The sequence below is a fragment of the Shewanella sp. JNE2 genome, from assembly GCF_023159115.1.
Lineage (GTDB): Bacteria > Pseudomonadota > Gammaproteobacteria > Enterobacterales > Shewanellaceae > Shewanella > Shewanella putrefaciens.
The window spans coordinates 1,719,677-1,738,791 of the sequence record NZ_CP096169.1; the positions used below are offsets into that span (position 1 = coordinate 1,719,677).

The 19,115-nt window shown below is 42.3% G+C and carries 16 protein-coding genes; 9 read left to right on the forward strand and 7 right to left on the reverse strand.

Annotation, left to right across the window (positions count from 1 at the left end; all coding sequences use genetic code 11):
* Positions 1-28: 28 nt before the first annotated feature.
* A complete protein-coding gene (locus tag MZ182_RS07670) occupies positions 29-718 on the forward strand; it encodes an energy-coupling factor ABC transporter permease (protein WP_061782703.1) in 690 nt (229 codons plus the stop codon).
* 57 nt (positions 719-775) lie between these two features.
* On the opposite strand, the gene MZ182_RS07675 is transcribed toward MZ182_RS07670, so the two are convergent.
* From MZ182_RS07675 to MZ182_RS07685, 3 genes are all read right to left on the reverse strand, one after another.
* Positions 776-1,132, reverse strand: a complete 357-nt coding sequence (locus MZ182_RS07675) for a glutathione S-transferase N-terminal domain-containing protein (RefSeq protein ID WP_025008249.1) — start codon at positions 1,130-1,132, stop codon at positions 776-778.
* Between the two features lie 290 nt (positions 1,133-1,422).
* Positions 1,423-4,686 (reverse strand): DUF748 domain-containing protein, encoded by a 3,264-nt coding sequence (locus MZ182_RS07680; protein ID WP_248066493.1) that lies wholly within the window; start codon positions 4,684-4,686, stop codon positions 1,423-1,425.
* A gap of 235 nt (positions 4,687-4,921) precedes the next feature.
* Positions 4,922-5,302 (reverse strand): VOC family protein, encoded by a 381-nt coding sequence (locus MZ182_RS07685; protein ID WP_011789819.1) that lies wholly within the window; start codon positions 5,300-5,302, stop codon positions 4,922-4,924.
* A 371-nt stretch (positions 5,303-5,673) separates the two neighbouring features.
* Here MZ182_RS07685 and MZ182_RS07690 point away from each other — a divergent pair, with 371 nt between their 5' ends.
* From MZ182_RS07690 to MZ182_RS07700, 3 genes are all read left to right on the forward strand, one after another.
* Complete coding sequence (locus MZ182_RS07690; protein ID WP_011919095.1) at positions 5,674-6,378, forward strand: hypothetical protein; 705 nt, start codon at positions 5,674-5,676, stop codon at positions 6,376-6,378.
* A 101-nt stretch (positions 6,379-6,479) separates the two neighbouring features.
* On the forward strand, positions 6,480-6,830 hold the full coding sequence (locus MZ182_RS07695) for a VOC family protein (protein ID WP_248066495.1): 351 nt from the start codon (positions 6,480-6,482) through the stop codon (positions 6,828-6,830).
* On the forward strand, positions 6,805-7,017 hold the full coding sequence (locus tag MZ182_RS07700) for a DUF1289 domain-containing protein (RefSeq protein WP_025008252.1): 213 nt from the start codon (positions 6,805-6,807) through the stop codon (positions 7,015-7,017). The genes MZ182_RS07695 and MZ182_RS07700 overlap by 26 nt, the downstream gene beginning before the upstream one ends.
* Before the next feature lie 39 nt (positions 7,018-7,056).
* On the opposite strand, the gene cdd is transcribed toward MZ182_RS07700, so the two are convergent.
* Positions 7,057-7,947 carry a cytidine deaminase gene (cdd, locus tag MZ182_RS07705; RefSeq protein WP_011789815.1) on the reverse strand — a complete coding sequence of 297 codons (891 nt, stop codon included), beginning with the start codon at positions 7,945-7,947 and terminating at the stop codon, positions 7,057-7,059.
* Positions 7,948-8,112: 165 nt separating this feature from the next.
* A complete protein-coding gene (sbcB, locus tag MZ182_RS07710) occupies positions 8,113-9,525 on the reverse strand; it encodes an exodeoxyribonuclease I (protein ID WP_011919096.1) in 1,413 nt (470 codons plus the stop codon).
* Positions 9,526-9,714: 189 nt separating this feature from the next.
* Here sbcB and MZ182_RS07715 point away from each other — a divergent pair, with 189 nt between their 5' ends.
* From MZ182_RS07715 to MZ182_RS07725, 3 genes are all read left to right on the forward strand, one after another.
* Entirely contained in the window at positions 9,715-10,515 is an 801-nt protein-coding gene (locus MZ182_RS07715) for a hypothetical protein (RefSeq protein WP_248066497.1), read from the forward strand.
* A gap of 40 nt (positions 10,516-10,555) precedes the next feature.
* Entirely contained in the window at positions 10,556-11,371 is an 816-nt protein-coding gene (gene rlmA / locus MZ182_RS07720) for a 23S rRNA (guanine(745)-N(1))-methyltransferase (protein ID WP_011789735.1), read from the forward strand.
* A 299-nt stretch (positions 11,372-11,670) separates the two neighbouring features.
* Positions 11,671-11,880, forward strand: coding sequence for a cold-shock protein (locus tag MZ182_RS07725; protein ID WP_011789734.1), 210 nt, complete (start codon positions 11,671-11,673; stop codon positions 11,878-11,880).
* 711 nt (positions 11,881-12,591) lie between these two features.
* On the opposite strand, the gene rne is transcribed toward MZ182_RS07725, so the two are convergent.
* Positions 12,592-15,972, reverse strand: a complete 3,381-nt coding sequence (gene rne, locus MZ182_RS07730; protein ID WP_248066499.1) for a ribonuclease E — start codon at positions 15,970-15,972, stop codon at positions 12,592-12,594.
* 538 nt (positions 15,973-16,510) lie between these two features.
* Between rne and rluC the strand changes: the two genes are divergently transcribed.
* On the forward strand, positions 16,511-17,473 hold the full coding sequence (gene rluC / locus MZ182_RS07735) for a 23S rRNA pseudouridine(955/2504/2580) synthase RluC (protein WP_248066502.1): 963 nt from the start codon (positions 16,511-16,513) through the stop codon (positions 17,471-17,473).
* Between the two features lie 22 nt (positions 17,474-17,495).
* Positions 17,496-18,212, forward strand: a complete 717-nt coding sequence (locus MZ182_RS07740; protein ID WP_248066504.1) for an HAD family hydrolase — start codon at positions 17,496-17,498, stop codon at positions 18,210-18,212.
* Between the two features lie 163 nt (positions 18,213-18,375).
* Here the strand turns inward: MZ182_RS07740 and MZ182_RS07745 are convergent, their stop codons facing one another.
* Positions 18,376-18,960 carry a Maf family protein gene (locus MZ182_RS07745; protein WP_248066534.1) on the reverse strand — a complete coding sequence of 195 codons (585 nt, stop codon included), beginning with the start codon at positions 18,958-18,960 and terminating at the stop codon, positions 18,376-18,378.
* Positions 18,961-19,115: the final 155 nt, after the last annotated feature.

Sequence of the window (19,115 nt, forward strand, 5' to 3'; positions counted from 1 at the left end):
CGGACATTGAAACAAGGAATAAGCGTTGATGTGGGAGTTTTGGTCTGGTCAACTAGCGCAAATTGAATGGAGTATGAGTTTAGTCCAAGTGATCGCTTTAGCGCTGTTGGTACTCTGGGTTTATATTATTTGGCCGAAGGAAGAGTTACAGCAAGTTGCGAAGGATAAGGGGCTACAGCGGCGATTGCTACTGACGTTGGTCGTCATCAATGCACTATGGCTTTTAAATGCCAGTATCCAGCTCAGTTTGCATTTGCATTTCTTAGGGATAGTGACCTGCTTATTGCTGTTCGGTTGGCGGTTAGCCACAGTCAGTTTGCTATTGCCTTGTGCATTTTTCAGTCTTTTTGTCCTAAAACAACCGGGTGTATTTGGCGCATTTGGTTTATTTGCTATAGCGATACCACTGTTTTTATCTTTCATGTTGTATAGCCGCAGCTACCATCTTTTTCCCAAACATATCTTTGTTTTTATCTTTGTCGGTGCCTTTATTAATGCGGGATTATCAACGGTATTTCACCAGTTTAGTTGGGCAATTTGGTTGTGGTTTTCAGCAGATTATAACTGGGAGTTATTAGTTGATAACTACTTAATTTTAATACCATTGCTGGCTTTTCCTGAAGCATTGTTAAATGGGATGGCTGTTACACTGCTGGTGGTGTACCAACCCCAGTGGTTATTTGATTATTCGGATCGCGAATATTTATGGCGAAAATAAAGTTAGGTTTATCTATCGATAGAAGGCACTTAGCTTGGACTAGGTGCCTTGGATATTTTATGCAAAACGTTGTTCTAAGTAATTGATAATATCTTTAGATTCGTACAACCATTGCACTTGACCATTTTCTTCGATTCTTAAGCAAGGTACTTGCTGTTTGCCACCTTGAGTCATTAACTCATCCTTATGGGGAGATTTTTTCGCATCAAGTGTTTGAATATTCAGCCCTTGTCTAAGCATTGCTCTGCGTACTTTTACGCAAAATGGGCAGGCAGGATATTGATAAAGTGCCATAGCTTGGGTTTCTGCATCAATTTTTTGTTGCTCCTCCTGCGGACGTTGTCGCTTATTAGGTGCAAAAACAACGTTTAGAAACAAAATAATCCGGCCTAAAATCCAGCGAATAATGAACATGAGTACCTCGAGTAAAAGTCGAATTGAGCGCGTTACAGGTGCCTATTATTAAGTACGCTGACGAATCAGTTGGATGTGTCTGATTAGTCTTATATTGTGGACCGTGTGATCGCCTTCGCATAAAGCGGCAAAGTGTAACCTAATGCGCAAAACAATGCACGAAACGGTCCGTAGCTTAAGTTGTAACAAGTGTGGTAGGCCATGAAATATTAGTTAAGCACCATGAAGGAAACGCCCTGCAAATTGCAGGGCGTTTAGCTGCGCGGGAGGTTACGATTTAATCGCGTAATTTATTTTACATCAATCGTCATATTCACTTGGGCAGCGTTTGGGTTCAGTGTGACTCGACTTTCAAGTAAAAAAATTCGCTCTGGTGAAATATCTTTGGCATCGACTAGATAAGCTTTCACTGTTTTGGCCCTTTCTTGAGCGAGATCCCCTAGCATGCCATTGGTGACATTTTGAGCTTTAACTGACAAGTTATAGAGGGCGATATGCCAACGAGTCAGTATATCTTCAGCCGATAATGATGTCTCTTTTGTATCATTCAGTACTGTGTCTTTTACTAATTGCGGATCTGCTTTTACTTCCTGTTCGTACAGTTTTACCAAGGCTTCTGCGAGTGCTCCTTTTGTTGGGAATTGGCTTGGGCTTAAGTCTGTAGGGAGTTCATTAAAAGGAATATTTGCAAGTTTAGCTAATTTACGCTTCATCATACGTTCAGCAATTGCTTGGCTATCGTTAATCGCATCAACTTCACCTTCAATGCTCAGTTTGAGCATAGGTCTATCGATTAACGCATTGGCAAGTTTATCCAAGTTTGCTTGTGCTTTACTATCGAGGATAACGCTTCCTTCACTGAAGCTAATTTTATCTAAAGTTTCATTTGAGCCGACTAAATTCGCGAGGAATGAGAATGGTGCGGTAACGGCTTTAGTGATCACGTTAGTGATGGCTGTCATGATAATACTTCCCACGCTAAAACTGGGAGAATCTAAATCTCCTGAAACTTCCATACCGAGATCGATAACGCCGTTACGGTCTTGCAATAATGCAATGGCTAACGTAATGGGGAGACTTGTGGCTAAGTCACTATTACTGGGCTTGCCGAGTTTTAGTTGATCTATGACTAAGTGATTAGTGCCTTTTAGCTGGTTACGCTCAAGTTTATAATTGAGCGCGAGGGAGAGTTGACCTTTATCAATATAATAACCTGCATAGGTTCCTGAATAGGGATTCACGGATGTGAGTTCAACACTCTTAAATACGAGATCGAGATCAAGATAGGGCATATCCAACAGGGGGTTAATATCCCCCTTTAGGGTCACGGGGGCATATTTATCAATTTTACCTTTGATATCAACAGAAGCTTTTGTTCCTGGAGTTGAAGATAGATGACTTATATGCCCATCAAGCAGTTCAATACCAGAAGCAAAATTGGGCGTTAAAGAATTATCGGCAAAATAGGCTGAGCCTTGACTAAAGCTGATTTTTTGAATGTCTAAACTTAACTCAGGTTTGTCGTGGGTAACACTTTCACGAGTTTGGTTACCCGTATTTTTAATGTCAGAATTTCCCGTTTCGGGGACGGTAACATTAGACGGTGTTTTTACGACCAAAGTGTTATCAGCGGACGTTTCAACAATCAGATTGCTGATATTTGTACTTCTATCCTTGGCAATAACAATTTTAGCGTAGGGCTGATTAAGGGCGAGATGGTCAATTTTTATTTGATTCTTTTGCTGGTCAAAATCTAGCTGATTAATATGCATTTTTTGCCATTTAACTAATGGCGCATTGCGTAAATTATCTAGCACATTCAAGTCATCCAGCTCGACACTGCCGCGATAAATTGCTTGGCCTTTAGCATCGGCATTTACCTGTCCCTGTGAACTCAAGAGGCCACTTTTAAGCTTGATATTTACATAGGGCGCTAAATAAGGTTGAAATTGCGCTAATGCCAGTTTATCCATTTGCAATTTGGCATCAATGGACTCACTGGTTAGATCAACTTGCCCTTGTGATGCGAAACTCCCTTTATCATTGATAGCAAAGGATAGTTCATATTCGATAGGTGCTTTTAAGTCACTCACTATGGTCTTAGTGGCAAAATTGAGTGGGTATATGCGCCATTGTTGAGGTGAAGGCGTGAGTTTTTGTTCACTGAAATTAACATCATAGTTTTCAAGGGTGAGCTTATCGAGTTGGACTAACCATGAGGGCGTGAGTTGTTCACTTGTGTGCTGTCTATCCGCAGTGTTTGCTAAGGTTGGAGATGTCGCCAAATCTTCTTTATTAGTTTCTTCATTTGGTGCCTGAGTGGGATCATTAGCCTTTTTAGCCGTAGACGTTTGAGATTGTGCCATCGATTTTGGGGTTAGGAGTTTTGCAAGATCAACACCTTGTTCATCGAGGATCACATTGAGGGATAATCCATCACTATGTATTTGGTTGATATTAATTTTTTGCCGTTGCAGATCGGCTGCAATGCCATCTATTGCCAGTAGAGGAAGCGTCAGGACTGGAGTGTCTTGGTTTGTCACATTGAGCTTCTCAAGGATCACTTGTCCACGATTAGTCATGACTTGTAGAGAGCCATTATCAGGTAGATCAACCCGATAATGTGACTTTGCACTTATTTCGCCATTTTTAAGCGTAATATCAAAGTGGTCATCGATAAATTGCCACACTGTACTGAGTTTTAACTTTGCGATTTGGATATCACCGTCGAGCATAAACGGGAAGAGTTGAAATTGCCCTTCTAGGCTTATTTCTCCTTCATGGACATCCTTAAATTGCATTGCAAAGTGATTATTGATGACATTTGAGGAGACTATTTCTGTCGAGGCAGAAGGACTGGCCTCTGGAGTGGGTTCTCTTTTTAGTGTTTCGAGCGAGGACGCTAACGTATCTTTCAACGCTGATGTCGTTGTTGTCATTATATAGTCAGTATCTAATTGACTGACTTTAATATTAATGCTTGGGTAATTGATGTTTGCTTGGGTGATATTGTCATCGAAACTAAACTTACCAGCATCTAAGGTAAATAGGCTGAGTAATATTCGCAGCGGTTTAGTTTGCTCATTGGACTGATGTTGCGTTGTGGGGGCGATATTTTCGTTAAGGGTTATCAATATATCGTCAAAATTAAATGCTGCTTTATCTTGTGTTTGAAAACGGTGGATATGAATATTGGGTTCTTGTAGATGAAGATTTTCAATAACCAGCGCCCTTTTAAAAATAGATTGCCAAAAGTTAAGTTGGAGCAGGATCCCTTTACTGGAGACAAAGGTTTTTTCATCTTTTTCGTTAATAGTCAGCCCGTCAATGTTTACTTTAAATGTGAATGGATTTATACGAATGTCATCAATTATCACTTGACGGCCTAGCAATTGAGAGAGTCTTTCAGGTGCGAAAGACACCATACCGAAAGGAATAATGAGCCCTAAGGTCGCCACATAACAACAATAGAGCATCGTGAGATAAACGAGCACCCGTTGGTATCTTGGGCGTTTAAAGAAAGATTTTTTTAAGGTCGAAAGCGGGGAATGCATAGTAGAATCAAGGCTCCGATGCGTAAAGTAGAGTGAAATCTATCAACAAATGGAGCCATTCTAGCGAATAACGCCTGAGTTTACACATTTTGTTTTATGTTTTTACTAGTAAAATCTGGGTGTTACTTTGCCGTAACTCGTTTAACTTTTAGTTGAAATTAAACAATAACCAAAGCTTCACAGATGTTACCTTAGTATTTGTTCTTGCTGAGCTTACCTACTATAGCAGGCCTATTTAGGCGGTGGTGTAGCTTATTGCTGCAATAATGGCGCCCTGTGGATCTTTAATCCAACAAAATCGACCTACGCCCGGAATATCTTCAGGCCCGAAGAGAATATCGCCCCCCAGTTTTTTAGCATTTATGGCGACGAGATCGACATCTGCAACCGTAATATAGCCTGTCCAATGGGAAGGAAATGCTGGAATTAAGTTTTCAGTAATACCTCCAATACTTGAACCTTGGTTTTCAATAATGTGGTATTTTCCATGGGGTGTCCTGACAGTTCTAAATTGCCAGCCAAATATTTCACCATAGAAAAGCATTGCTTCTTTGGTGTTTATGGTAGTGAGTTCGTGCCAGCTTAAGGCTCCAGCAGTGTTGAACGCAGAGTCCATGGGCGCATCCTTTTGTTGTTAGTGTAAATTAATCATCGTAGGTTGAGGGGCATATTACCCACTTAGAGTGTAGTCGAGGCTCATTAAGAATTCATAAGTCGATCTCGAAATCTTCCATCATTTAACGCTGCATTGGATTAAATTAAGTTAATGTTAATAAATGGTATTATGGGAGTTTGTGGTCGTTTTATCTTTAATGTCGATGCAGTATTTATGACGATAAATTTTGATTATTGTATTGAGTAGGGCAAATCAAAGGTTGCCTAGCAATTATCCACAATGGTTGCTTCGACAGTTAGACCTTAATCCTATTCGCTTGGTAATATAGTGTGGTTTTACATCATTTTGATGGTATTGAGAGGGATTTAAGATTGGATAAAAGTTTAGTAACGAATGCATTGGCTGCGCTGTGTATTCTGATTGGCTACGGTATAGGGTCACCCATTTTGTTTAATGTAGGTTTGTTTGCATTATCGGGGGCGATAACGAACTGGCTAGCCGTATATATGTTGTTTGAAAAAGTGCCAGGATTGTATGGTTCTGGGGTGGTTCCCTCTCGTTTTGAAGAATTTAAAGCGGGTATTGCACATTTGATGATGAAGCAGTTTTTTACGACTGAAAATATTGACCGCTTTTTATCTGAGAAAGAAGGGGTCACTAAAATCGATTTGACTCCCGTGATTGATAAGGTCGATCTGGCTCCATCTTTTGATGCCCTTGTTAGTACTGTTGCACAATCTTCTTTTGGTGGCATGCTGGCAATGTTTGGTGGTACAGAGGCCCTAGCACCACTAAAGGCTCCTTTTATTGAGAAAATGAAAGCCTCTTTAGTGGAAATGGCCCAAAGTGAGGAGTTTCATCTGTTACTGAAGCAAGAAATTGAACAGCCTAATATTATGGCCGATTTACAAATAAAAATTGCCAATATTGTTGAGCAGCGTCTAAATGAATTGACGCCACAAATGGTAAAGCAGATTGTACAAGAGATGATCCAAACTCACTTGGGGTGGTTAGTTGTTTGGGGCGGTGTGTTTGGTGGGATGATAGGACTTGTCGCCGCCTTGCTCCAAGGCTAATCTGGTACTTAAAAGCGAGCCAAAACATGGGAGCTTAGGCTTCCATGTTTATCTAAGAATTATATTCACTTACTAAATTCTATTCACTTACCAGAGGCGCTATGAACCATCATCACAGTATTAATTATCTGGAAATACCCAGCCGCGATATAGCGAGTTCTAAGACCTTCTTTAATAAGGTGTTTGGTTGGTGTTATGTGGATTACGGTCCAGAATATAGTTGCTTTATGGATGCAGGCATCACGGGCGGATTTTATCAAGCGGATGTTGATTTCACACTTTTACGTGGCAGCCCGCTGATTGTTTTGTATAGCAATGATTTAGAGAGTACCCAGGCTGCGGTTATCGCAGCGGGAGGAAAAATTACCACAGGGATATTTATTTTTCCTGGTGGGAGGCGATTCCATTTCACTGAACCCTGTGGCAATGAATATGCTGTCTGGTCAGAATGATCCGCTTTCAAACCCTTGTGTCAGGAACTGTTGTTTAAATGAGCAGGATGTTTGCTTGGGGTGTTTTCGACATCTCGATGAAATTTTAGCTTGGCGGTCGATGTCAGAAGAGGAACGTTGTGGTTGCTATGTAAAGATGGCAGAACGCAGGGGAATTCAGCAGGCCAAATGGACGAGTCAAAAATAGTGCGGTGATAGTACTTTCTATCACCGCACATGAGTTTTGTTAGACGGGATCGACAACAATATGTTCTAGTTCAACAGCCGCTATTGTATGTAGCGCATCCATCGTTGCTCCAACTAAACTGATTTTCCCCTGAGATGATTCAATCAATACCGCACGACGAATGTCGCTAAATTCTCGGTTGTGCCGAGTTAAATTTGACAGTGCCATTTGCATCGGCAACATTGAAGGATTAAAGGCCGCATTTTCGGCATAGCGTCCGCAGTAGGTCGCGCCATCATGGGTTTCTAGTACCACAGCGGCAAAGCTTTGAGTATACGGGGCATAACTTAAACCAGCATGATCTAAACCTTCAATAATCATGGGGTCACTGCTATCTAGCACAAACTCAGTTTGCTGTTTTGCAAGCAGCGGTGAGACGACATTTAAATCTTTCGGACCAAATGCATAGGGGAGATAATAAGCAAGTGAATGGCTTTCCTGTGCAGGTAGATGAATTGTAATGTTGGCGCCATCAACCAGCTCATTCATAAATTGCCGACAATGACCACAGGGGCTAGCATTGACAATTATATCAACAATTTGACTCTCACCACTTAACCAAGCATGACTAATCGCACTTTGCTCTGCATGTACGGAATGGAATAAGGCCTCACCGGGAAGTTCTAAGTTTGCTCCCATGTAAATATCACCACTTTTCCCCTTGGCGATTGCGCCTACATAAAACTCGCTTATTGGCGGCTTTGCCAGTGCTGCAGCAATAGGTAATAGTGCGAGTAGTACCTCTGCCTCAGTCATTTTGCTGGCGAGGGTTAATTTGGCAAGTTGCATTGCATCAATGTGGCCTGCAAAGTTTTGATGTAATAGGGGAATAAGTGCATCAGCTAACGGCAGCGGCAGCTGGGTTATGCTACGAATGAATCTATCTTGCATTTCCCGGTTCCTTATTTGTTAAGTTCATGGAAGAACATTCTAGTAATTTTGTTACAACATAAATGCGAGTTAGCTCGCGTTTATGCGGCCCAAGCTGGAAATGAGTTATGTATTTGACCGATTTCACCATACAAATAAAACAAATTTTCGCTGATGCTAGAAAAGTTATAACTCACGTAAATAATGACACAGTGCTGCAAGCAGTTTTTGTTTGTTTTCATCATCTACGGTATTTTGAAGCAGATTCTCAAGCTTCAACAAATAATCTTGGTCGGCGAGGCGATTTTGACAAAATTCACGCCAGCGATGGGATTCTTGATCATCAAGTAATTCCGGATAATTGCGTGCCCTATAGCGGAACAGCATTTCAGGCATACGGACATCGTCAAATTGTAATTCGAGCGCCGCTAGATTCTGCGGTAAAGTGTGGCGGATGATTTCCATTTTAGCTTTATCAGCTGAACTAAAAAAACCACCAGAATACAACATTAAATCAGGATCAACGGTAGTACTTTCACCATCGTGCTCAAATAATTGTGCAAGTTTTTCCCTAAGCTCTGGATGATTCCTTAATCGCTTATATTGCTCCCTTGCGAATGCTTTATCGATATTAAGCCTTGAGGCCTGAGCATCGTCCAAAATTTTAGCCGAGGTAATAAAAGGGCATTTATTGAGATGGATTTGTTTTACTGGGATAGGCAATTCATCTTCGGCAAGTTCGGCTCTGGCGGTATACATCCGAGTTTTAATTTGTTCAATATTTAGATCAAACAACGGACTTAAATCCATTGCTAAATTAACGCAGATAACGGCATTTTTATTGGTTGGATGATGGGCAACGGGGGAAATTAATGTTGTGCAGCCATTACGTGCACTAATTTTCGAACTGACATGCGCCAAAGGTTGCATATTAAGCACATCGATTTGATCACTGACGGCTTGTTTGCGGCGCAGCTCAAAATAGTAGTGATATAACTTGGGTTGTTTTTCTCTGATGAGTTTTGCCATGGCGATGGTCGCATATACATCCGACATCGCATCATGGGCTTTCTCATGGCTTAACCCATTTGCCTGAGTCAGATGTTCTAATTTAAAGCTAGGCGAACCATCATCTTTTAGTGGCCAGTTTATACCGTCGGGTCTAAATGCATAACAAGCTCTGACTAAATCAATGATATCCCAACGAGAATTTCCGTTCTGCCATTCTCTTGCATAGGGATCAATAAAGTTGCGATAAAATCCGTATCGGGTCACTTCATCATCAAAGCGCAGAGAATTATAACCAGCGACACAAGTATTTGGCTGGCTGAAAAGAGCTTGTATACGACCCATAAACTCCGTTTCTGGAATGCCTTTTAAATTCGCAAGTTGTGGTGTAATCCCTGTGATCAAAATAGCTTCAGGTGAAGGTAAGTAGTCAGTTGCTTGCTTACAGTAAAAGGTTTCTGGTTCACCGATGATATTGAGATCTAAATCGGTTCGAATGCCTGCAAATTGTGCAGGTCTATCCCTTGCGGGATTGGCACCAAAAGTTTCATAGTCGTGCCAGAATATGCTTGGCTGGAATGGTATAGACATAAATTAAAATCGAATGACATTTTATCGAATAATAGCATCTTAACACTGAAACTCCTCGGAAGAACATTGACGATATAATTGAAGTTGAGGAATTATCTTGAAAAGATAAGCACCTAATAGATGTTTTTTAGATGTTTTTTCCTGCTTTTGGGCGTTACAATTCGCCCTGAAAAGGGGAGTTAATGTCTTATGTTTCTGCAATATCTCAATGAGCCTATGGTGCTTGATGCCGAGCAAGCATCTGTTTTAACGTTAACATTGCCCTCAGATATCAGTGACTTTATCGTGCTCCAAGCGATGAGTGCGCCGTTACTGGAGCTTATTGTCTTAGACAGTAGACCAAAAATTGCAATCCGTTTTCAGCCATTATTGGAACTGACGGTAAATCCGGCATTATCCCCAAATAGTCAATTTGGCAAGACAATTCCCCGAACGGTAGGGCAAGGGATACGTATGTATAGCCGCATAGGGATCGCACCTAAGTGTTGTACTGATGAATTAAGGTCTGGAGTCTCATTCCAATTAGATTCAAGTCATGGTTTGAATTTTGCGTTACAAACAGCCTCCAAATTTGAACTCATCCCACTCGAAACTGACTTAAGAGCATTATACGAACCTCAAGTGCTACAGATGGCCAAAGCCTTATTGGCACGACAGTATGACTACACTATATCTTCTGAAGCACTTGCTGTGCATATGGCTGAAATAGAACAAGTGAGGGCTGAGTTACACGCGTTTTTACGTGGAGATTTTGGAATTTGTCATCCAAGTTTGGCGCAAGAAGCCGCAAAATTGGAACCCTTGTTGCTGAAAAAATGTCAATGGATGTTCCGAATTTATACGCATATGTTTGAACGGCCTAACTATGGTCGTGCATCAAATGATGTAGAAAATATTGACAAATCACTAAGAAAACTAGAGTGCTATGAGTTGCTCGCATCTCCTGAACTCGTAGAAATGGTTAAACGATTAACGGAAGACGAGATGTAAGCTCGTTTTCCATTTTAGCGACACGAAATAGGGTTTATCTATGCGTTATTTATGTCCACTTTGTTCCGGATTACTTGCCCGTGCCGGAGCTAGTTGGGTGTGCCCACAGCAACATAAGTTCGATATAGCCAAAGAAGGCTATGTTAACTTGCTGCCTGTACAAAAGAAAAACTCAAAAGATCCTGGCGATAACAAACAGATGATGTTTGCTAGGCGGGAGTTTTTAAACGCAGGATACTACCAAATGTTGAGCGATAGAGTGAATGCATTGGCATTGGAATATGCTGCAGGAGCAAAACATATTTTGGATATAGGCTGTGGAGAAGGTTATTACAGTCATAGATTATTTCACGTATTTGAGCAGGACCACCCGTGTGTTTTACAGGGATTGGATATTTCTAAATCGGCAATCAAATATGCTGCAAAACGGTATCCTAACTTACAATTTTGTGTGGCAAGTGCTTATGAGATGCCGATTGCTTCACAAACGGTGGATTTAGCCATACGTATTTATGCGCCTTCTAAAGTAGAAGAACTTCAGCGGATCATGGCTAAAAATGGTGTATTAATCACTGTTTCACCGGGGCCAATGCACCATTTTGCCCTTAAACAGCAAATTTACGCTGAACCAAGGTTACATCCAGAGTCTAATGCGAGTCTTGAAGGATTTGAATGTATTCATCAGCAACGACTGATGTCACAACTGGGATTAAAAAATGCCGAGCATATTTCACATTTTCTAGAGATGACGCCCTATGCATGGAAGTTTACTACAGAGCAGAAGCAATCTTTGGTAACACAAGGGCTAAGTTGTGAGTTAGATTTTCAAATTGAGGTTTATCGTATTGCAAGATAGTCAATTTAAGCTATTGAAATAAGTTATTTAAAGTGCTTAACTGTAACAGCTAGACCGCATGAACATTACGTTCTGCAAGCCGGTTGCAAAACCTAAGTTGATTTAAGCAAAATAAATATTTCAAAGTGTCGCAGTATGTTGACTTATCTTTAGAATGGTTTATAGTCTTACTAGCTTGAAGGTTGGGCTTATATTTATGTGTTCAATACGACCAGTTCGTCCTGTAAACATAAGTAATACCGGCATTTTCCAGCTCCACCGCCGTTAAGGCTTTAATTTTTATTTACAGGATTTATATTATGTCTCAAGTTACTGGTGTTGTTAAGTGGTTCAATTCTGACAAAGGTTTCGGATTCATTGAACAAGAATCAGGTCCAGATGTATTCGTACACTTCCGTGCGATTAACTCTGACGGTTTCAAAACTCTTGACGAAGGTCAAAAAGTGTCTTTCACTGTGACTCAAGGTCAAAAAGGTCCACAAGCTGAAAACGTAACCATCATTGGTTAATTTTCAGTGCAATTAGCCAAGAGCTAATCGCAACGGATTTAAAGAGCTGTGGTTTTCCATAGCTCTTTTTGTTTGTGTTATTTACCTGAATGTTAATCAATCCTGTTTATCTGTTTATCTGTTTATCTGTTTATCTGTTTATCTGTTTATCTGTTTATCTGTTTATCTGTTTATCTGTTTATCTGATTCTCTAATTTCCAATGCCCCAGTTTTAATCTTCACTACTCTCCCCCCTAAAAAGCGTTAGTCGATATCTCATAGTGTCTGGATATTCATTCAACCAGCGAACGCTCCGGTGAGGTATGTTTAAACCTCGTACCACAATAAGACACAGCTAGAAGTAAAATAATCATACGTTCTATTCAGGAAATAATGTTAGCTTATATACAGGGCAAAACTTATACAGGTATTCGATATAACTATCTGATAAAGATAAATAACTAGTCAAAGGCTTCTTAGGGAATTTGATAGTCGTGGATGTTTATCGATAGTGTGACTGTGTGGATTGGACCGTACACTGCTAGTGCTTTGATATCAGGTTCTGAGTACATAGGTGAGAGGACGTCTGTCATTCTTCTCGTTGATCAGTGCTTATCTATTTATTGGTCGTCTGGGCGGCCATAAAACATTCTAGCTTGTGTTCCTTTGCTCTGAGTAATAAAAAAGCCACTCACAGCTTGTGAGTGGCTTTTAAATGCTCGCTTATTAAGATTATGGGCGAGCCATATCCGATTCCGCGCTGTTCGCTAGTTTGACCTTAGGTGCAGAGGTATCCTCGCTCGCAGTATTGTCATACTCGCGTCCTTTTGGCACTTCAACTTGCGTTCTCACCTCAACGACAGGTTTAGTCATATCCGACGATACCATAGCCCCAAAACGACTTGTTGTTTTAGGTTTGCTTACAACTGCATCAGTAACATCAGCCGCTTGTGAATTGACATTGGTGGCCTCTGTTTGAACCTTGGGTTGTGGTTTAACAATGGCTGCCGGTTTTGTCATTGGTGCAGATGCAACTGCTTTAGTTGGTACTTTAGTGATATCTTGTGCAACAGTTGCTTTAACCACTGAGGCGGGTTGTAAAACGACTTGTGGTTCTGTTTTGGCCTCAGCAATATCTTCAACTGTCTCTGCTTTGGTTTCTTCGATTTTTGGCCCTAGCACTTGAGTTTCAGTGGTTTCAGACACAACAGGAGTGATTGTTGCTTCGGCAGCCACTTTTTGAATGACAGGTGTTTCTGCCACAGGAGCGTCTGCAATAGCAATCTTTTCTATTTCTGTAGTAGATGCTGGCGCTGTAACTGGAGCGGTATCTTCCACTACGGCGACAGTTTCTGCCTGCTCAACTGTTTCTGCTTTTACAGCTTCTACCATTGGGGCTGAACTTGGACCCGTAACGTGTGCGCTGTGAGTGACTTCAGTTGGGTATTCTTGATCTGCACCTAATTCGTCGTTAGGAACGAACTGGGCTGGTGCTGAGACGCCTTGATCATCTTCATCACGACGACGACGTTGGCCAGCAGCGCGAAGATGACGTGGACTACGGCGGCTACGACGTTGACCATCTCTTTGTTCGCGTTTTGATTGCTCATCTGCACTAGTGTTCTCATCTTCAGCACTTTCAGCTTCGTTATGTTGAGATACGACAAGAGGTTCAGCCATTTCTGAAGTGTCTGCAGTGACAGTTACAGGTATTTCCACAACATCAACGGAAGCGGTCTCTATTGGTGCTGTTTCAACAGGAGTACCTTCTTCGGCTACCGCTTCTAGCGTAGCTTGAGCGGGGATAGCTTCTTTACGCGGTTGGCGACGAGCTCTTGGTGCTTTGGGTTCAATAGTCGGCGCTTCGGCAGCTACCTCGGCTTTAGCATCAATACTTGCCGCGGCGTTAATGGCTGCAATTTCCGCGAGTACTTCTGCGGCTTCCTCTGGTGCAATTGGGATCGCGTTATCTGGCGTGTTATTGCCATTATCGATACGGACTTTGCGACGCATATTTCTACGTTGACGGCGTTCGCGGGCAACTTCTTGCTTCGGTGCATCGGCCTCTAGATCTGCAATGACTTCTTTTGGAGCTTGAACACGAGGTTTAGTTTCCACTTTCGCAGGACGTTTTGCCGAGTCTTCTTTCTCGCGAACTGTACGTTCTTGAGTTGCTACCGCTACTGGTTCGGCAGTTTTCTTCGCATTGCGATTACGTGGCTCACGGTTGCCTTCTTTCGCTTTATCAGCGTCTTGACTATTTCGAGGGCGACGGGTGTCTGTACGGCGGTTACGGCGATTTGCATTAGCCGCATTAGTATCAGTATTTTTGGTTTCCGTTGTTTTTGCGGGTTCAGCTTTATCACTTGATGCAAATAATGCTGTAATGGTGCCTATCAGCTTGCTAAAGAAACTTGGTTGTGGCGCTTCTATTTTCACCGTTGGTGATGGTGCTTGTTCCACTTTTTGTGGCGCAGCGAAACCTTTTAAAGCAGGCGTTGGCGCAGCAGTACGTTCCAGTTTACGTGGCTCATACAATTTAGCTTCTGGATGTTCGATACGTTTATAGCTAGATTCGCTAATTTCGTCGTCACTACGGTGACGGATCACACGATAATCTGGCGTCATCATGTGCGCATCAGGTATTACATATACTTCGACATCGTGACGTTGTTCTGTGATGCGAATAGCTTTGCGTTTCTCGTTTAACAAGAAAGCCGCAACATCCACAGGCACAATCGCTTCGATTTGTGAGGTGTTTTCTTTGATGGCTTCTTCTTCCATCAAACGTAAAATTGACAGTGCTAAAGACTCAGTACTGCGAATCGTGCCTTGGCCATGACAGCGAGGGCAGATATGCGCCGCAGATTCTTCTAAAGAGGGACGCAGGCGCTGACGCGACATTTCCATTAAACCGAAACGAGAAATACGGCCTAACTGCACTCGGGCGCGGTCGTGGTGAACGGCGTCACGTAAGCGGTTTTCAACTTCACGCTGATGGCGCACAGGCGTCATATCGATAAAGTCGATAACCACTAAGCCACCTAAATCGCGTAGACGTAATTGGCGAGCAATTTCATCGGCAGCCTCGAGGTTGGTGTTAAGCGCAGTCTCTTCAATATCGCCGCCTTTAGTTGCACGGGCAGAGTTAATATCGATAGATGTTAAGGCTTCAGTTGGGTCGATAACTATCGAACCACCAGAAGGTAAACGGACTTCTCGCTGGAAGGCAGATTCGATTTGAGACTCAATTTGGAAGTGAGTGAATAGCGGTACTTCAGCTTCGTAAAGTTTTACTCGCTCAACAAAATCAGGACGAACTAAGGAAATATGTTGCTTAGCTTCCTCATAAATACGGGGATGATCGATGAGAATTTCGCCTACATCACGACGCAAATAGTCACGGATCGCACGTACAATCACATTGCTTTCTTGATGAATTAAGAAAGGAGCGCCTTTGGTTTGGGCCGCTTCAGTGATGGCTGCCCAGTGATGTTGGAGTACTTTTAAGTCCCACTTTAACTCGGCAGATTCTTTGCCTACACCCGCAGTACGTACAATCAGCCCCATACCAGCAGGCACTTCCAAATCAGCCATCGCTTCTTTTAACTCAGTGCGCTCATCACCTTCAATGCGACGAGAAATTCCGCCTGCACGAGGGTTGTTTGGCATTAATACTAAGTAAGAGCCCGCTAAACTGATGAATGTAGTTAAGGCTGCACCTTTATTACCACGTTCTTCTTTGTCAATTTGGACAATTACTTCTTGCCCTTCACTGACGACTTCTTTGATGTTGGGGCGGCCTTGGAAGGAATAACCCTTAGGGAAATACTCTCTGGCGATTTCTTTTAGTGGCAAAAAGCCGTGACGATCGGCGCCATAGTCGACGAAAGCGGCTTCTAAAGAGGGTTCTACGCGGGTAATTTTACCTTTGTAAATATTGGATTTTTTTTGCTCATGACCTGGGCTTTCAATGTCTAGATCATACAGTTGTTGCCCATCAACAAGGGCAACACGCAACTCTTCTGATTGAGTTGCATTGATTAACATACGTTTCATGATGACGTCATTCTTCTTTAAATAGAGGTCATCAAACATCACGTTTCGCTGCATTACGGGCCTAGCAGTGGTCAACTGAGCCTCACGGCTAGTGGCTAGGCAAGGTGCGCATTACTGTTAGACGCAGTCGCTGCGTGTCGCATCCTATTTATGGCTTATTTTTTAATGATTACAAAAACAAGGAATTCGTTGTAAAACATCAACCAACCCCATAAATTCTTTAGTTTCGTTCCGGTAATGCCCAAGTCGAATCGGTTTGTCTGACGACAAGTTAAAATATTCTTCGAAATCTGGGAGGAAAGCATCTGAAAAAACCTATAAAAACAAGGTGACTTTCTCGATTTAATCGTAAAAACGTATTTGTGGTATTTTTACTCAATATACGATTTGCAACTCAATGAGTTGCTATCGAGAAAATGTTTTTTTATTCGAGACACTTTCCGCTTGGGAAAGGGATCTTGTGAACACTTTATTCACTGCTTATCCCTAATCGCTGGTGAAATATAGCAATAATCAAAAAATTCAGCAATGGAAAGGCACAATTCTTATCAGTTGTTGTACAATGGCGACCGTTTTAGTCAGATGGCGCATCATGAATACAATATCCACCCCACAGCAACAGGTTCAATTGATCACGATTGATGAAGATCATTTCGAACAGCGAATCGACAACTTTTTAATGACGGCTCTTAAGGGCGTACCTAAGAGCATGATCTACCGCATCGTCCGCAAGGGTGAGGTGCGGGTCAATAAGAAACGTATCAAACCTGAGTATAAGTTGCAGATGGGTGACATAGTGCGTATCCCGCCCGTCAGAGTGGCGGAGTCGGATAATCGTACCGCGCCTTCAGCCAACTTAAGCAAAGTCTCGCAACTTGAAGATCGTATTCTGCATGAAGATAATCATTTAATTGTGCTGAATAAACCTGCAGGTATTGCCGTGCATGGTGGTAGTGGTGTTGATTACGGTGTGATTGAAGCGCTGCGGTCGTTAAGACCACAGCAAAAGTTTTTAGAGCTAGTGCATCGTCTCGATAAAGATACTTCGGGTGTGTTGTTGGTGGCTAAAAAGCGTAGCGCGCTTAAACATTTGCATGATCAACTTAGATATAAAAAGATGCAGAAAGACTATTTGGCCTTAGTTAAAGGTGAATGGTCTGCTCAAGATAAAGTCGTTAAACAGCCTTTACTGAAGATTACGCTTAAGTCCGGTGAGCGCATAGTGCGTGTTAATGCGGAAGGTAAGCCTTCTGAAACGCGCTTTAAAATTATGCAGCGGTACCAGGGTTGTACTTTAGTGAAGGCGAGTCCTGTCACTGGACGTACTCATCAAATTCGGGTGCATTGCCAATTTGCCGGACATCCTATCGCCTGTGATGATAAATACAGTGAGCAAGGGTTTGATGACAGCGTGCGTTCATTAGGTTTAACCCGACTCTTTTTACATGCCGCTGAATTGATGTTCATTCATCCAGAAAATGATGAAGTGATGCGGGTTTCAGCGCCTTTAGATGAAAATTTGTCGCAGTTACTCGATAAGTTAAAACGTGCGTAATCGACGGGGATAGGTTTCAAGGATGAAGATAAAGCAATACGATTTAGTGATTTTCGATTGGGATGGCACTCTGATGGACTCCATCGGTAAAATTATCACGTGTATTGAAAACATGGCTAAGGCATTACAGTTACCTATCCCAACTGAAAGTGACATTCGCGATATTATTGGTCTTTCTATGACAGAAGCGCTGCGAGTCCTGTTTCCTCGGGGGGACAATCTCAGCACTTCTTTAGCATCTTCTCTGTATCCGCACGCTAAAAATGAGTTAAGCCAAGGCGAAGATGATGAATATCAGCAAATGCGCGCCGAGTTTAAAGCACAATATTTACATTTAGACACCACGCCAACGCCACTCTTTGCACAAGCGCCCATTTTAATCGATGACCTACATACTCAAGGTTATCAATTAGCCGTTGCAACCGGTAAGGCCCGTGAAGGACTTAAGCGTGTCTTTGAGCAAACAGGCCTAGGTCGATACTTTGTTGCGTCACGCTGCGCCGATGAAGTACGCAGCAAACCCCATCCTGAAATGATCTCAAGCTTACTTCAAGAGTTGAATATTGCACCGAACAGAGCTTTGATGGTGGGTGATTCATTGCTAGATTTGACTATGGCGGCCAATGCAGGGATTGATAGCGTTGGTGTCACCTATGGCGCCCACAGTGCCGAAAAGTTGCTGCGGGCAAAACCTATCGCCTTGATTGATTCACCAAAGCAATTACTGCAATACCTCTAAGACTACTATTTAATGCTGAAGTGGCAATAAATGCCGCCGTGCATGAGACTTCCTTATGACCTTTATTTATGTCTCATCTTCTCGTCGATAAAACGACTCGGTAGCTCGGTATTTTTGATACGCGTCATCGATTCAATAAACAGAGCAAAGCCTTGACAAACGTCTAAGCGAGAACATCTACTCCTTGGGCTAACAGCATTTCCGTCAGTAATATCAGTGGTAAGCCAACTAAGGTATTGGGGTCACGGCCTTCGAGCTCTGTAAATAACGCTATGCCCAAACCTTCGCTCTTAAAACTGCCCGCGCAATAATAGGGCTCTTCTTTTTCGACGTAGGCTACAATTTGCGCATGACTAAGATGCCTAAAATGAACGGTAAAGGGTTCAACCTCGGCGGCCATCGTGCCAGTTTTGGCATTATAGAGTGCAAGACCGGTATAAAAAGTGATGGCTTTGCCTGAGGCTTGAGTGAGTTGTGCGACGGCGTTATCAAAATGATGGGGCTTACCGATAATCTTGTCATCAATGACAGCGACTTGATCGGAGCCAATAATCAGGCCATCAGGAAATTGTTCAGCCCCTGCGATGGCTTTCGCTTTGGCTAAGCGCAGAACTAAAGCGTGGGCCGTTTCATTGGTCTGCGCCGTTTCGTCAATATTAGGATTGCAGCATTCGAAGGGTAACCCGAGCTTTTGTAGTAAAGATTGTCGGTATACAGATGTTGAAGCTAAGATTAATTGGGTTGACATAAAGCTAATATCCGCAAAAGAGTAAGTCATATTGTGACCAATCTGTGCTAGGGAGTGCAAGAGTTTCGTATTTGGGCACTTCTTTTGAACGAAAGCGGTTATTTTAGATGGCTTATGCTTGTATGCCTCCACTAGCTTGGGTAGAATTTTGCTTC

Bases quoted from the DNA above. Each gene is read 5' to 3' on its own strand.
- MZ182_RS07670 (WP_061782703.1), top strand. From the start codon at position 29: ATGTGGGAGTTTTGGTCTGGTCAACTAGCGCAAATTGAATGGAGTATG.
- MZ182_RS07675 (WP_025008249.1), bottom strand. From the start codon at position 1,132: ATGTTCATTATTCGCTGGATTTTAGGCCGGATTATTTTGTTTCTAAAC.
- MZ182_RS07680 (WP_248066493.1), bottom strand. From the start codon at position 4,686: ATGCATTCCCCGCTTTCGACCTTAAAAAAATCTTTCTTTAAACGCCCA.
- MZ182_RS07685 (WP_011789819.1), bottom strand. From the start codon at position 5,302: ATGGACTCTGCGTTCAACACTGCTGGAGCCTTAAGCTGGCACGAACTC.
- MZ182_RS07695 (WP_248066495.1), top strand. From the start codon at position 6,480: ATGAACCATCATCACAGTATTAATTATCTGGAAATACCCAGCCGCGAT.
- MZ182_RS07700 (WP_025008252.1), top strand. From the start codon at position 6,805: ATGAATATGCTGTCTGGTCAGAATGATCCGCTTTCAAACCCTTGTGTC.
- cdd (WP_011789815.1), bottom strand. From the start codon at position 7,947: ATGCAAGATAGATTCATTCGTAGCATAACCCAGCTGCCGCTGCCGTTA.
- sbcB (WP_011919096.1), bottom strand. From the start codon at position 9,525: ATGTCTATACCATTCCAGCCAAGCATATTCTGGCACGACTATGAAACT.
- MZ182_RS07715 (WP_248066497.1), top strand. From the start codon at position 9,715: ATGTTTCTGCAATATCTCAATGAGCCTATGGTGCTTGATGCCGAGCAA.
- rlmA (WP_011789735.1), top strand. From the start codon at position 10,556: ATGCGTTATTTATGTCCACTTTGTTCCGGATTACTTGCCCGTGCCGGA.
- MZ182_RS07725 (WP_011789734.1), top strand. From the start codon at position 11,671: ATGTCTCAAGTTACTGGTGTTGTTAAGTGGTTCAATTCTGACAAAGGT.
- rne (WP_248066499.1), bottom strand. From the start codon at position 15,972: ATGCAGCGAAACGTGATGTTTGATGACCTCTATTTAAAGAAGAATGAC.
- rluC (WP_248066502.1), top strand. From the start codon at position 16,511: ATGAATACAATATCCACCCCACAGCAACAGGTTCAATTGATCACGATT.
- MZ182_RS07740 (WP_248066504.1), top strand. From the start codon at position 17,496: ATGAAGATAAAGCAATACGATTTAGTGATTTTCGATTGGGATGGCACT.
- MZ182_RS07745 (WP_248066534.1), bottom strand. From the start codon at position 18,960: ATGTCAACCCAATTAATCTTAGCTTCAACATCTGTATACCGACAATCT.